Genomic DNA, 12,242 nt, shown 5'->3' on the forward strand with positions numbered 1-12,242 from the left:
TCATCATCCCGGCACCCGGGGCGGTAACCCCCGTTTCCGGTCAAGTTCATCTGCCACCCTGAACGCCGCTTCCAGCTCACTGCATCCGTATTGCTCCATCAGCACCCGCCGTTGCTGCTTCTCCTCTTTTTCCGTCATCCCCAGCGCCAGATATAAGCTCGGCTGTACCACCCGGAACAGCGCCTCCACTTTCCGCGCCAGCACCACCCCTTCCGTGTAACAGCCGGAGAGTTTGGCTGCGGACAGCAGCACCTGTTTCTGCTCCTCACTGAGCGTCTTAAAGCGGGCGATTGCCTCCACCTCTTTCTGCGGCATCGTCAGACACACCCACCACTCCGCCATATTGAGCATTTTCTCGGCACAGTCCGGATAGTCATCGAGGTTCTGGGTCGCCAGCCACAGCCAGGCCCCCAGTTTCCGCCACATTTTCACCACTTTGGTCACATAGGGGGATAACAGCGGGTTGACCGTCACGATATGCGCCTCATCCACCACAAAATTAATGTCCCGGGCCCGGTACTGATCCCGCTCGGCAATATTGTTGATGGAGTTGATAAGACTCACCATCGTCAGCGCCATCTGGGCCTCATACCCTTCCCGCGCCAGGTGCCCCAAATCAATCAGGGTCACATCCGCCTCCGGCCACAGCTCCCCCGGCAGATTAAACAGCTCATGCTCAAAACTGCCCGGTTCGGTAAACATCCCCAGGGATTCCGCCATTTCGGCCGCTTTCGCCCGGCGCTGCGGATTTAATGCCCGCCCTTCCTCTTCACCTTCCCCCCGGGAGAGGGCATACAGCGCCTCCTGCAAATCCGCCGGCAGCATCTGCCGGTCGGCGGCATAAGACGCCCGGGCCCCCGCCATCAGCGCCCGGCGGATCATCGCCCGGTCAGCCCGCTTCAGCTCCGCTTCTTCCCGCACATCCCCGCCGGTGATCATCATGCGGGCGGAGATTTCCATTTCCCCCAGAATGTCACGCTGCCCGTCATCATCCTCAGATTCACTGTCCGTCTCTGGCAGTTCATCCGCATTCAGTGCCAGACGCTGTTCATCCATCATCAGCAGCTGATGCGCATCCGCAAACAGCGGCAGACGCACCCCGCTGCCGGGCTTGACACTGACCTTATTGACACTCAGCCCCAGACTGGCGTAATAGTCCGCCAGTAAACCAAAGGAGTTACCGGCCTCCGCAATAAACAGACGCGGACGGCGGACCGCCATCAGCTGCGATAACTGTGCGCATAAGGTGGCGGATTTACCGGCCCCGGTGGGACCGAATAACAGCAGATGCGCATTCTGGGTACGATCCTGTTTATTCTGCGGATCAAAGGTCAGCACCCCGCCGCCCCGGTTAAAGAAACTCCAGCCGGGATGCCCGGTGCCGCTGGTGCGCCCGGTCACCGGCAGTAATCCGGCCAGGTGCTGTACCCAGGTCAGCCGGGTATACCAGTGTTTTTTATCCGTCTGCGGGTCAAAACACATCGGCAGGGCACGCAGATACCCGTTCAGCGGCGCCACATCATATTCCGGCTTCACCGGCTCCAGACCGGCATTCAGCAGCGTGGCCGTCAGATCCACGCGCTTTTTGTTCAGTTCCTCCACCGAGCCGGCACGCAGCAGCAATGACAGGGAGGCCCGGTAAAGCTTATGGCGGTGCCCCAGTAAACCTCTGGCGGTTTCCACGTCCCGGCGGGTACGTTGCGAGTCGGTGTTTTCCCCCACCGAGTTTTTCCCCAGCCGGGTAAATTCCTGCTCCAGCGTATCCTGAGGCTGTGTGACGATGGTCATCGACAGCATCGTCCCTTCCGGAAACAGGTCCATCAGCGCATTGATATTTTTGTCACCGCGCTTCTGCTCCCCGGTCAGGTGCCCCGGCCCCGGGGCTTTACGCAGTTTTTCGATATTCACCACACCGTGCGCCAGGTTATCAAACCACCACACGCCGTTTTCCACATCCGACCGGGGCGGGGTAAACCACAGCGTTTCCGCAAAATCCTTCAGCACCGGCAGGGTGCCCGGGGCTTCCTCCGCCGCCGGCCAGTACGCCCCTTCCCGGTACAGCGTCTCCCGGTCCACCCAGTCAGGGGCCGGATTGAAATGACGCAGCAGCCACTGATGCACCTGCCTCCCGTCCTGGCGGACACACTGCACGCCGGCACTGCCCAGACTGCTGACCAGCCGGTCACACATCTGATTGAGCATCGCCACCGGCGGCATCGGATCGGTATAGCTGTTCCCCAGCCGGCGGTAAACCACCATCCGGGTCCGGCGCTGCTGTCCGCGCCAGGGTTGTCCGGTCACCTCCGTGTCCTTAAACAGCCCTTCCGGACGGGCAATCCCCCGTAAATGACGCGCCATTTCGGTCAGCCAGGCTTCGGTAAACGCGGTGCCCCGGGCCGCCGGCAGGATATAGTCCCGCAATGTGGCCAGTGTGACGCTCACGTCGTCCTCATCCTGACAAAAAAACTGCACCACCCACGGGTTATCATCATGCTCATCCAGACTGTCCTGAAGCGCATCCTCCACCGCATCCCGGATTTCGAGCAGACGGCCGGCAGAGCGCCCTTCCGTCGGCGCCGGCTCAACGGCATACACCGCCCCGACCGACACCCCGTCATCAAGCAGCAGGCATTGCTCCTCATCCAGAAATTCCACCCAGGGCAGGTAATCAATAAAGGACGGATTCGCATGGTAAATCTTCTGCTCATCCGCCCGGGTCATTTTTCCCGGCCGGGAAAGCGGCTGACGGCCTAAACCGGCATTCTCTGCCGGTGTACTGCGGTGTACGGTTTTGTCAGCCTTGTTTTCATCCGTTTTTTCAGCAGAAACCGCCTGCGCTTTCCGGCGTGAGCGGAATAATGAAAATCCCATCACAAGCCCTCCACACGCTCACCCGGCAGGGCATACTGCACTTGATGGTAAAACGGAAACACCGTACTGTATCCCGGCACCGGCAGATTGCCGGCCGAGAGATGCGGGAACACATACATCACCATGTCCGGGTTCGGCAGACGCGGAAACTGCTGATGGATCTCACTGCTTTGTGTCCGGGTATACGCGGTGTCCGCCTGCTGAAGGCGCGCGGCTTCATCATTCGTCAGGGCGCGTCGCAGGGCGCTGCGGGCGGTCTCCGTCACCGTCCGGCTGTCCGCCGCACCGTTCGGATCAGCCTGTCTGCCGGACCAGATGGCCATCATGTCGCTGTTTCCCGCCGGCAGCAGCTCCTCTTTGGAGGTGGCACAGCCGGCCAGCAACAACACCAGTGCGCACAGCACTCTGCTTTTCATCACACATTTCATCATTCTCATGATATGACGCCTCCCGCGCCCTTCAGGATCGCCCCCCGGCAGGTCAGCCGGGCAAACTCACCGTGACAGCTCAGTTCAGATAGTGAAAAAGGCACACATTGCCAGCCGGCTTTATCCGGCGCCTCCCCTTTAAAAACGGTGTACAGCAGGCGATCCCAGTCACTGTCCTGCGGCCACGCCTCATCCCGCGGGGCAAACCGGTAAACGGTAATGTCGTTGTCACTCAGCCCCACCCGGTGACGGCCCACAGACAGAACCGCCCCGGGCGTCTCACCGGCGGTACTCTGCCACGCCAGCTGTATCGTCGCCGGTGACATGCCGGCAATCAGCTGCTGTTGCTCCTCATCAAACACCTGATGACCGGCCACCGTCAGGCAAAAATGACTTCCAGTACAACCGGCCTGTCCGGCACTGAACACAAACACCAGCGGAAACGTCACCGGCGTCACAGCCAGCACCCCCGGCTTCGCAAAATACGTCACTCCAGACCTCCTTCCTCACCCTCTGTCAGTGAAAAACCGTAATTCACCCGGCGTCCCTGCGATTCATAATCCACCGGGATCTGACGGCTGATATGCACCGCGACTTTCTGCCCCGGCGGCACATACACCGCATCAAAGGTCTGCCCGTAGCGGGATTTCACCCAGTCCGCCACATCCTTAAACCCGCCGCCGATGGCACTGCCCAGCGCCGCTTTCCCCGCATCCCCAGAGAGCGAGGAGGTGATACCGTACCCGTTGTTCTGCGCGGTATACTGACTCTGCGACATCGCATCCCCGGCCGAGGCCGCTGCCGTCAGGGCAAACAGGGTCGGCAGATAGGTGCCGGCATTGGTTTTACGTTCACCGCTGATACACGGGATCCCGCTCTCATCTGAAATCCAGCCGAGCGACCCGCCGTTATTACGGGCATTCTGTCCGCTGTTGGCCTGACTGCCGCCGTCCGTCCGGTCAGCCGGCTTCGGCACCGTGCGGATCGTGCCGTCCGTAAAAACAAAGGTGATCGAGGTGATATCCCCGCGCACACAGGACAATGTCCAGTCACCGGTGGCCGAGCCGCTGATCACCGCCCCTTCCACATCCGGTAACTCAATGCCGTTCGCCGTGAGGTTGTCTTTTCCCACCACCACCTTGAACGGATACGGATCGGTCACTTTACCGTCAATGGGCACCCGCCCCAGCAACGCCGTCATCGCCTGGCTGCCCACCAGGGTGGCATTCTCCGGTATCGTGTACGCCGGTTCGGTATGGGCCTCACCGTCCACTGTACCGGAGAGCGTGCGCTGATTTTTGGCCACCCGGTCCAGTTCCGCTTTCTGACGGGTAATGGCGTTATCCTCCAGAAAAGAGGTCGGAAACGCCGGTTTAGCCGGTTGTCCGTTCACCATCCGCCCCGGTTCAGCCGGTTGTGCATCCTGCGGCTCAGCCCACAGCAACCCGTCTTTCACCGTCAGTCCGCTGCCCCCGGTATCCAGCCCCAGTCCCAGCGGAATATCGCCTTGTCCGCTGCCCTGAGCCGGCTGACCACCTGATGCTGTCAGCGTTTCCCCCAGGCTATCCAGACGCCGCATCAGTGTCTGCTGCTCCTGTTGCAGGGCACGCTGCTGACTCTCCGCTTCCTGACGGACGGAAGCCACCGCAGACTGGATCTGCCCCGACACATTCTGCTGCCGGTTACGCAGCTGCGCATTCTCTTCCAGCAATTTCTCATTCTGGGCGATCAATTCCGCCTGACGGTCACGTACCGTTTTCATAGTGCCAATCAGCGTCCTCAGTGTATCGGCCGGGGTATCCCCCTCAATCCCGAGTGACTTCAGCTCCCCTGGGTCAAGGTCATTGATTGACTGAGACAGGTTGTCCTGTCCGCTGCCGGTGACCGGCGTGTCGGGCTGGCAGCTTTTGATACCAATCAGCACCGCCAACGCCAGTGCGGACGGCACCAGAATTTTGACCAGCGTATTGGATTTCACTTTCATCGGGCTTTCCCTCCCGTCCTCCGGACAGGCGGCTCCGCAGGAAACGCCTTATCCGGTTTGCCTTTCATCACCAGATACACTGTGGTGGTATCCTCCGGTGTGCCCTTCGCGTCCAGCCACTGATGCTGGAACGTGGCGCTGACAAACTGCCCCTGCAACTGACGGGGATCCAGCACGACTTTCTGAGCGGACTGATTGGTCAGTTTCACCGCCACCACCCGGTACTCCGCCGCCTGCCAGCCGGCCAGCGGCCGCGCGATCAGTGGTTCAGACGGGTAGAGTGCTGTCAGTGTTTTTGGTAAGGTCAGTGGCAAAGGTTGTACGCCGGACACCGGCTCCACTGTTCTTAACGGTGCATACAGACTCTGGGCGGCATAACGGGTCAGTAAGACCGGTAACGGCGCCGGATAACGGGTTTTCGCTTTGCGGTCCACGCTTTCCGGTACGGCATCGGCTGCTGCCCCCGCAGCCTGCCCGCTGCGTCTGACGCTCTGACTGTCACGCTGCGTACTGACTTCACCGCTGTACACCACCCGCACCGGCTCCAGCTTCCCTTTACCGGCAGTGGCCGTCACATCCAGCAACAGGATTTCCCCGCTTTCCACATCCTGTAACTGAAGGCGGGTCTGCGGGAAGGCGCTTTCCGCCCGCAGGTACACCGCCCCTCCGGTACTCTGGATCCGCAGTTTCTCATTCAGAGACGGTGGAAAACCGACACGCACATTTTTTTCCACAAACACAATGCGCTCTTCCCCCACATGCAGAGAAACCGGTAACGGAATACGCTCCCAGCGGACCAGCTCTACCGCCTGCACCGGCAGCGGCAGAGCGGCCACAGAAAACACCGCCGAAATCCCCAGAGCACAGGCCGTCAGATGACGTTTTATGCTCATTGACTGACCTCCTTATTCTGCTCCGCCGCTTCCAGACGCTGAGGCAGCCCGTCATAGCAGTCCAGGGCCAGACCAAACGGATTACTTTCCGGATCGCCCTCCCAGCGCACCACTTTCACCGGATAACGTACCGTCGCTCGCTTGACCGGCTCCGCGCTAAAATATTCATCCGCTACCAAATCCAGGCGCACGATCCAGTTATCCCGGTCAATCACCCGGACTTTATCCTCACTGAACCCGCGTCCCGGGATCTCATACACCACCCGGGAACGCCCTTTCAGCTCCCCGAGCGTAGTACGGTAAGCGGCCTCTTTCTCAAAATACGCCCGGCAGGACGGCGTCAGATAGGCACTGAGCTGTGCAATCTTTCGCGGATAATCCACCTCGCCGTCTTTCGGCCAGGCATTCAGTTGCTGAAAAATATAAAAGCTGAAAGCGTACACCGTCGGCAGCGGCACTTCCCACCATGCCCGGGTACTGCCGGAGCGCAAATCCGGCGGATTATGGATCGTCAGTTTAGCCGGCGCCCGCATCCAGCCGGCAAAGGCCACAAACAGGCAGAGCACCAGCACCCCGCAGATCATCCGCAGTGTCAGAATGTGCTGGTCCCGGTTTTGCAGGGCATGACGAAATTTACTCATGGCGGCCTCCGGCGATATACCGGCACAGTGACAGCGCCTGCGTCCGGCGTAAAAACCAGCCCTGAGATACGGTGATGAGGGATTTTTCAGTCAGCCGTCCGGTCAGCGGCAATGTGCGGGCAAACCCGGTTTGCAGTTTCCAGGACAATCGGCGGTAGAGATAATTTTCCGGTTTTCCGCGTTTGATACGGGTCAGAAAAGTGCCGCCAAAAAACACCACCAACAGCGGCATTATCAACGCGCCGGTCGGCAGGATCACCCACCCGGCCAGCGGTAACAGCGGGATACTGATAACGCTCCCGCCCACACAACCGACACCGGCGGCGGCAAACATTTCATGGGTGGTAAATCCGCGAAAGACGGTGGGCTCTGCATTTAAGCGATCCGGCATAAAATCGATGGTCTGCATCGTTGCCTCCGCTTAAAAAATAATAGTGGCGGATTTTCCGGCCAGCCAGACGACCGCCACAATCAGGACGACACCGACTACAATAATTGTACCGAATTTACCCCAGCCAGCCTTTTGGTCGCGCACTTCATTGAACGTGGTGACCGCGGCAATGGCCACCACGATAAAAGCCGTCGCAGCCACAACCAGCCCGCCAATCACAATGCCGTCATTAAGATAGCCTTTAATGGTGTCCATCAGTCCGCCGCCGCCACCGGAAGAAGGGGGTTCCACCGAAGGCAGTGCGGCATACGCCGGCATCAGACTGAATAAAGTGAATAACGTCACCACTGACGCACCAATACGACGGACACCACGTCCCCAAAATGATTTCATATCCATAAAATGACCTTTCATTCTGTAAAATAAATTAAACAGCACACTCAACTGGCAAACATCCAGATGCAGACCACCAGTAATATCACTGCCCGGACAGCAAACTGCCCCACCCTTGCAGTACGAACATTTTCATTTGCCCAGCCCCGGTAAACATCAACCAGTCCCCAGGCTGCCCATAAAAACAGCACCGCCAGTAATGCCCCGATACACAACAGATTCAGAACAGCCGGAGACATCCCCGAGCCGGCAGCAGCCTCAAATGCCGCCTGCTGTGACGGATTCATCGCTGCTCCCGGCGGTAATCCCCGCGCAGCGGCTCCGCCACATTAACCGGCATCGTGGGCTGGGCCCGGGAAGGCTCCAGATAGCGGACAATCCCCTGCCGGATAATCTCCACCTCTCTGGAGGCGCGGGAATAATCAAAATAAAAACGGGCGTGATTGTCCTGATTTGCCTGAATACGGGCGCGCTCCAGGCTGGCCTGGATGTGATCGAGCTGCTTTAACGTCAGCGCCAGTTCATCTTTTTCAGCGGCCTGAGCAGGCAATACCCCAAATGCACTGACAACCAACGCAAACAGGGAAATAAGCGGAGAAAATAATCGCATAACGACTCCTTAAAGACGGTTAACGTGGAGTCAGGGTAAAAAAGGCGGACAGAAAAAACAGCAAACAATTAGTTTTCCAAATTTTTTAATTTTATATTGCTTGCTTTTTGCGAAAATAGCTGAAATGAATAAATAAAAGTGAGCCTATGAGTCAGACCATCACCCGAAAAACTGGGCATTTTGCCTGGTGTGCACTGGTTGCCCTGCATCTGGCCCGCAGGGAGGGGCTGGTGCAGTCCGACATGCAGAAAAACCTGTTTTTAATACGCTGGCTGGCAACCGCCAAAAAGCAACGCCGTTTTGACCGTGACGTTACGCCGGATATTGACTGGCTGCTTCAACAGGGACGTACACTGGGGAGCCGGGCCAAACTGCCACAAAAACTGGATTATCTGTACCGCTCCTGTACAGGCGCATTACACGAGCAGAGCGATCTGTTCCGGCTCACTTATGCGCTTGAATCGGCCAAGGAGGCAGGCTTTGCCTATCAGTTATTGAGTGATAAATCGTGGCACAGACGACATGCGGTGAGCCCGGATACGCTCAGCAACACCATCTGTTTATCCAAAAATGCACTGGAGCAGGCTTTTGATACTGACGGTCATCAGACCGCACACCTACCTGTAAAAATCGGAGGTGATATCGCCGCACTAGCTGAACTGCTGACACAATGTGGCTGGCAACTCATCACGACAGACAACCCGCCACTTTATTTACTGCTCACACTCATCAATCCATCAATCAGCGCAGGATAACCCCATCACACCACTGACGCGCGGCCTAGCCGCTTGTCTGCTGACAGAGACACACAAAAACAAGTGTTGTGTGTCTCTGCCCAGCGCCTATAAATATTTTTTAAATGACGCGGTAGCCACTGCCACCGCAAGCCCGAACAACAGAGCCGCCGGTAACAACACCAGATTAGGGTAAATGGCAGACGGCCAGGACAGATAAATCATGCACGGAACAAAAAAGGCCGGCTTAACAAAACGCTTGGCGTGGTGATACACAAAACTGGATTCATACCCGGCACCATAACGCCGCAAATCACGCCGGTTAAAGCCTTCCACCATGCCCACCAACAGCACCATAACAAACAGGGGCATCGACAGCACCAGAATAGTCACCCGGATAAAAAAGGTCAGCGTCACATAAACCGTCGCCAGCAGATAGTCTCTCAGCTCGGACACAAACCAAATCCGCCAGTCATCCAGTTCACGGGCAACTGCATTCCCGCTGACAGGATACACGTTCTGCCAGCTCTCCATCAGCCCGGACTCCACAAACAGCCACCGGTATGCCTGTTCAACGGTATGAGCCAGCCACTGCGCCGGACTGGACATCAGCAGACTACGGGTAAACCCTTCTGACAGATACCCGCTCTCGGTTAACATCACCTGCCGGCTGTGCTCCGCCCCTTCGTCCGCCCAGAAAAACGCAATCCCGACCCACTCAATCAACAGACTGCATACCCAGGAGGCCAGTAATACCCCGATGATGGCCCACGGCCAGTGCCACAACAATTTAGCCGGCAAACCGGGGTCTTTTGCCGGGTGACGCGGGGTTTCCTGACGTACCTCAGCAGTTGCCATCGTTGCCCCCTTCGGTATCCGGTGCCATCTCAGCCACATTCATACCGCCGCTGTCATGCCGCGCATCCGAAAATGATGACGCAGTCCACCAAGTTTCGCCGGTACGGTAATTTTTCTCCATATACTGTGCGATTTTTTGTAAATCCGGTGGCATCAGGGCATCAGCCTCTGCCGCCGGCAGGGGCATCCTGATTTTCCATAACTTCCCGCCTTCCAGCAGCGCAAACGCCTGTCCTTTCGGTAACTGAATAATATCTGCCGGTAACAGCAGCGGTTTAGCCACCATACTGACCCTGTCCTGGGTATTGGAGGTAAAATCACTCCCCTGCCTCGGATTGGAAATATCGGTGATCCCGGATACCAGGGTTTTGGTGTAAATATCCACTTCCGGTAACTGTTCCGTCAGTAATTTCGCGGTCATCAGTTCACGGACACGCAACATCACCAGCGTATTAAAGTTACCGGTGACCTGCGCCGATTTCGCCGCATTCCCCAGCCGGGCTTCAATATCAGACCAGGTCTGTGTGTAGGCCGTCACTTCAATCCCCGCGCCGCCGCTCTTGTTCAGTAACGGAATAAATTCATCCCCCATCAGTTCATTAAATTCATCGCAATGCAGGCTGATCGGTAATTTTCCGGCGTGCTCATCCTCCGGCAGTCCATCCTGAGTCCCGAATTTATAAATATGCCCGGCTACCGAGACCAAATCCGCAAACATGGAATTCCCCACCGCTGCCGCCACTTCCGCATCCGATAACGCATCCAGCCCGACATATACAATCCCTTTTTTCCGAATCACCTGCTGCCAGTCAAAAATCGGACGGGGATCCTGCATATTGGTGTAATCCGGCGACAACAGGGCGGCAGTTTTTCCGGTAGTCAGTTTTTCCAGTAACGGCAGCAGAGAAGCCACTATTTTATCAAAATAGGTCCGGTCATAACGGATCGCACTGCGCAGCCCGTCCAAAATCGGATCATAGATTTTTTTCCCTTTCTCACTACTTAACGCCAGCTCCGTTGCCCAGATAGCCACAGCTTTCGGATCACTTTGCAGATGACGGGGCACATCCTCGACCGTCAGCGCGTTCTGCGCATTCTCGATTTGGGCAAACAAATCAGGTAGTTGTGCTTTAATCACCTGCATCGAATATGTCTGATAGAGTTCCCCGATATTGGTGACATAACGTAAAATTTTGGCATAATCCGGACGCTCCCCCAGAGCAACCAGTGCCCGGGCAATGATATTAACAAACCGCCAGGCAAACTCCCGGAACGCCGCGCTGTTCCCTTCCCCGGATAACTGGCCGGCAACCCGCCCCGCGACTTCCGATACTCGGCCAAAACGCCCGATGGCGTTATAACGGGCACTGATATCAGGCCAGCCCAAGTGAAAAACATAAAACTCCTCACTGCGCCCCGCACGATGCGCTTCCGCCCACATCCGGCGCAATAAATCCGCATCCCCTTTCGGATCAAAAACAATCGTGATATTCCCCCGGCGGATATCCTGAGTGATCAGCACTTCCGCCAGACGGGTTTTGCCGACACGGGTGGTCCCCAGTACCAGCATATGACCAACCCGTTCACGCAAATCCATGGTCACATTCACCTCATCCGGCTCCACACCGTGTAACACCGGATTCCCCCCCACCGGCGTCAGCGGGCGGACCGGATTCAGCCAACTGTCTTTTTGCAAAAGCCGGCAAACCGCCGGAAAACGGGATTCAAAACGGAGTTCAAACTGCCGGGCCAGCCGGTAATGTGCCGGCGGCTGAACATACCGCTCCACTTCCGGACGCTGGGTTTCCAGCAGGCGTTGCGTGTGTTTTTGCTGCCACTGAAACCCTTTTCCCAGAAACAGACGCTGCCGGCTGACCGGCACCTGTGCCGACGTCACCTGATAGCGGGGCAGACGCCGGAGATTCCGGCGGTAACGTAATACCCGGAATCCCTGATGTGCCCGCAATGCGGAAAAACCGGCAAACGCACCGGCGGTGACATAACTCACGGACGGAGACAATGCCACTGCCCAGGGCGCTACCGCACACACAAACGCCGCCCCGCCGGACACCAGAGCACTGTTCAATTCCACGGCCGGTCGCAGCCAGGCCTCTATCACATAACGATCACTCATTCTCTCAAACTCTTTTTTGGTGTTACCCCGGAAAACAGTGTTTAAAAATTCACCGGTGTTTCCAGTGGAAACAGTGTTCAAAAATCATCCAGCGTTTCCACTGGAAACACTGTTTGAAAATTCACCGACACGTCCGGAAAACAATGTGCTCACTGCACTCAACCCCAGGGAGGATCTGACGGATTTTCTTTTTCCGGTACACGCGATTCTTTCCCGTGACAGTGACGATGACGGCGGGCAGGACGGTTTTTTTTCCCCAGGAGTCTCATCACAACAAAGAACACGCACCACATCAGCACGGCCAA

At 57.3% G+C, this 12,242-nt stretch carries 13 protein-coding genes; 1 reads left to right on the top strand and 12 read right to left on the bottom strand.

Going from position 1 to position 12,242, the window contains the following annotated elements; all coding sequences use genetic code 11:
* Positions 1-3: 3 nt before the first annotated feature.
* Genes M1E93_RS03370 through M1E93_RS03415 form a run of 10 tightly spaced genes read right to left on the bottom strand, consistent with a single transcriptional unit; the run spans position 4 to position 8,211 of the window.
* A complete protein-coding gene (locus M1E93_RS03370; protein ID WP_004239701.1) occupies positions 4-2,871 on the bottom strand; it encodes a conjugative transfer ATPase in 2,868 nt (955 codons plus the stop codon).
* A complete protein-coding gene (locus M1E93_RS03375) occupies positions 2,871-3,308 on the bottom strand; it encodes a TIGR03751 family conjugal transfer lipoprotein (protein ID WP_004245744.1) in 438 nt (145 codons plus the stop codon). The genes M1E93_RS03370 and M1E93_RS03375 overlap by 1 nt, the downstream gene beginning before the upstream one ends.
* On the bottom strand, positions 3,305-3,790 hold the full coding sequence (locus tag M1E93_RS03380) for a hypothetical protein (RefSeq protein ID WP_004239705.1): 486 nt from the start codon (positions 3,788-3,790) through the stop codon (positions 3,305-3,307). Before M1E93_RS03380 ends, M1E93_RS03375 begins: the two co-directional genes overlap by 4 nt.
* Complete coding sequence (locus tag M1E93_RS03385) at positions 3,787-5,283, bottom strand: TIGR03752 family integrating conjugative element protein (protein ID WP_004239706.1); 1,497 nt, start codon at positions 5,281-5,283, stop codon at positions 3,787-3,789. The genes M1E93_RS03380 and M1E93_RS03385 overlap by 4 nt, the downstream gene beginning before the upstream one ends.
* Positions 5,280-6,176: a TIGR03749 family integrating conjugative element protein gene (locus M1E93_RS03390; protein ID WP_000023746.1), complete on the bottom strand. Its 897-nt coding sequence runs from the start codon at positions 6,174-6,176 to the stop codon at positions 5,280-5,282. The genes M1E93_RS03385 and M1E93_RS03390 overlap by 4 nt, the downstream gene beginning before the upstream one ends.
* Positions 6,173-6,817 carry a PFL_4703 family integrating conjugative element protein gene (locus M1E93_RS03395; RefSeq protein WP_000033152.1) on the bottom strand — a complete coding sequence of 215 codons (645 nt, stop codon included), beginning with the start codon at positions 6,815-6,817 and terminating at the stop codon, positions 6,173-6,175. The genes M1E93_RS03390 and M1E93_RS03395 overlap by 4 nt, the downstream gene beginning before the upstream one ends.
* Positions 6,810-7,226: a TIGR03750 family conjugal transfer protein gene (locus M1E93_RS03400; protein WP_004239708.1), complete on the bottom strand. Its 417-nt coding sequence runs from the start codon at positions 7,224-7,226 to the stop codon at positions 6,810-6,812. Before M1E93_RS03400 ends, M1E93_RS03395 begins: the two co-directional genes overlap by 8 nt.
* Positions 7,227-7,238: 12 nt before the next feature.
* Positions 7,239-7,601: a TIGR03745 family integrating conjugative element membrane protein gene (locus M1E93_RS03405; protein ID WP_073557142.1), complete on the bottom strand. Its 363-nt coding sequence runs from the start codon at positions 7,599-7,601 to the stop codon at positions 7,239-7,241.
* 47 nt (positions 7,602-7,648) lie between these two features.
* Entirely contained in the window at positions 7,649-7,888 is a 240-nt protein-coding gene (locus tag M1E93_RS03410) for a TIGR03758 family integrating conjugative element protein (protein ID WP_001070025.1), read from the bottom strand.
* Positions 7,885-8,211 carry an RAQPRD family integrative conjugative element protein gene (locus M1E93_RS03415; RefSeq protein WP_004239712.1) on the bottom strand — a complete coding sequence of 109 codons (327 nt, stop codon included), beginning with the start codon at positions 8,209-8,211 and terminating at the stop codon, positions 7,885-7,887. Before M1E93_RS03415 ends, M1E93_RS03410 begins: the two co-directional genes overlap by 4 nt.
* Before the next feature lie 146 nt (positions 8,212-8,357).
* On the opposite strand from M1E93_RS03415, the gene M1E93_RS03420 reads away from it, so the two are divergent.
* Positions 8,358-8,966 (top strand): DUF2913 family protein, encoded by a 609-nt coding sequence (locus M1E93_RS03420; protein WP_004239713.1) that lies wholly within the window; start codon positions 8,358-8,360, stop codon positions 8,964-8,966.
* Positions 8,967-9,053: 87 nt separating this feature from the next.
* Here the strand turns inward: M1E93_RS03420 and M1E93_RS03425 are convergent, their stop codons facing one another.
* Together M1E93_RS03425 and traD are read right to left on the bottom strand one after the other, a co-directional pair.
* On the bottom strand, positions 9,054-9,803 hold the full coding sequence (locus tag M1E93_RS03425) for a TIGR03747 family integrating conjugative element membrane protein (protein ID WP_000179437.1): 750 nt from the start codon (positions 9,801-9,803) through the stop codon (positions 9,054-9,056).
* Entirely contained in the window at positions 9,790-11,937 is a 2,148-nt protein-coding gene (traD, locus tag M1E93_RS03430; protein WP_012368437.1) for a type IV conjugative transfer system coupling protein TraD, read from the bottom strand. The genes M1E93_RS03425 and traD overlap by 14 nt, the downstream gene beginning before the upstream one ends.
* Positions 11,938-12,242 lie beyond the last annotated feature (305 nt).

It is taken from the genome of Providencia sp. PROV272, from assembly GCF_049901975.1.
Classification (GTDB): domain Bacteria; phylum Pseudomonadota; class Gammaproteobacteria; order Enterobacterales; family Enterobacteriaceae; genus Providencia; species Providencia stuartii.

Coding starts and splice junctions, on each gene's coding strand:
- M1E93_RS03370 (WP_004239701.1), bottom strand. CDS start 2,871: ATGGGATTTTCATTATTCCGCTCACGCCGGAAAGCGCAGGCGGTTTCT.
- M1E93_RS03375 (WP_004245744.1), bottom strand. CDS start 3,308: ATGAGAATGATGAAATGTGTGATGAAAAGCAGAGTGCTGTGCGCACTG.
- M1E93_RS03385 (WP_004239706.1), bottom strand. CDS start 5,283: ATGAAAGTGAAATCCAATACGCTGGTCAAAATTCTGGTGCCGTCCGCA.
- M1E93_RS03390 (WP_000023746.1), bottom strand. CDS start 6,176: ATGAGCATAAAACGTCATCTGACGGCCTGTGCTCTGGGGATTTCGGCG.
- M1E93_RS03395 (WP_000033152.1), bottom strand. CDS start 6,817: ATGAGTAAATTTCGTCATGCCCTGCAAAACCGGGACCAGCACATTCTG.
- M1E93_RS03400 (WP_004239708.1), bottom strand. CDS start 7,226: ATGCAGACCATCGATTTTATGCCGGATCGCTTAAATGCAGAGCCCACC.
- M1E93_RS03405 (WP_073557142.1), bottom strand. CDS start 7,601: ATGAAATCATTTTGGGGACGTGGTGTCCGTCGTATTGGTGCGTCAGTG.
- M1E93_RS03410 (WP_001070025.1), bottom strand. CDS start 7,888: ATGAATCCGTCACAGCAGGCGGCATTTGAGGCTGCTGCCGGCTCGGGG.
- M1E93_RS03415 (WP_004239712.1), bottom strand. CDS start 8,211: ATGCGATTATTTTCTCCGCTTATTTCCCTGTTTGCGTTGGTTGTCAGT.
- M1E93_RS03420 (WP_004239713.1), top strand. CDS start 8,358: ATGAGTCAGACCATCACCCGAAAAACTGGGCATTTTGCCTGGTGTGCA.
- M1E93_RS03425 (WP_000179437.1), bottom strand. CDS start 9,803: ATGGCAACTGCTGAGGTACGTCAGGAAACCCCGCGTCACCCGGCAAAA.
- traD (WP_012368437.1), bottom strand. CDS start 11,937: ATGAGTGATCGTTATGTGATAGAGGCCTGGCTGCGACCGGCCGTGGAA.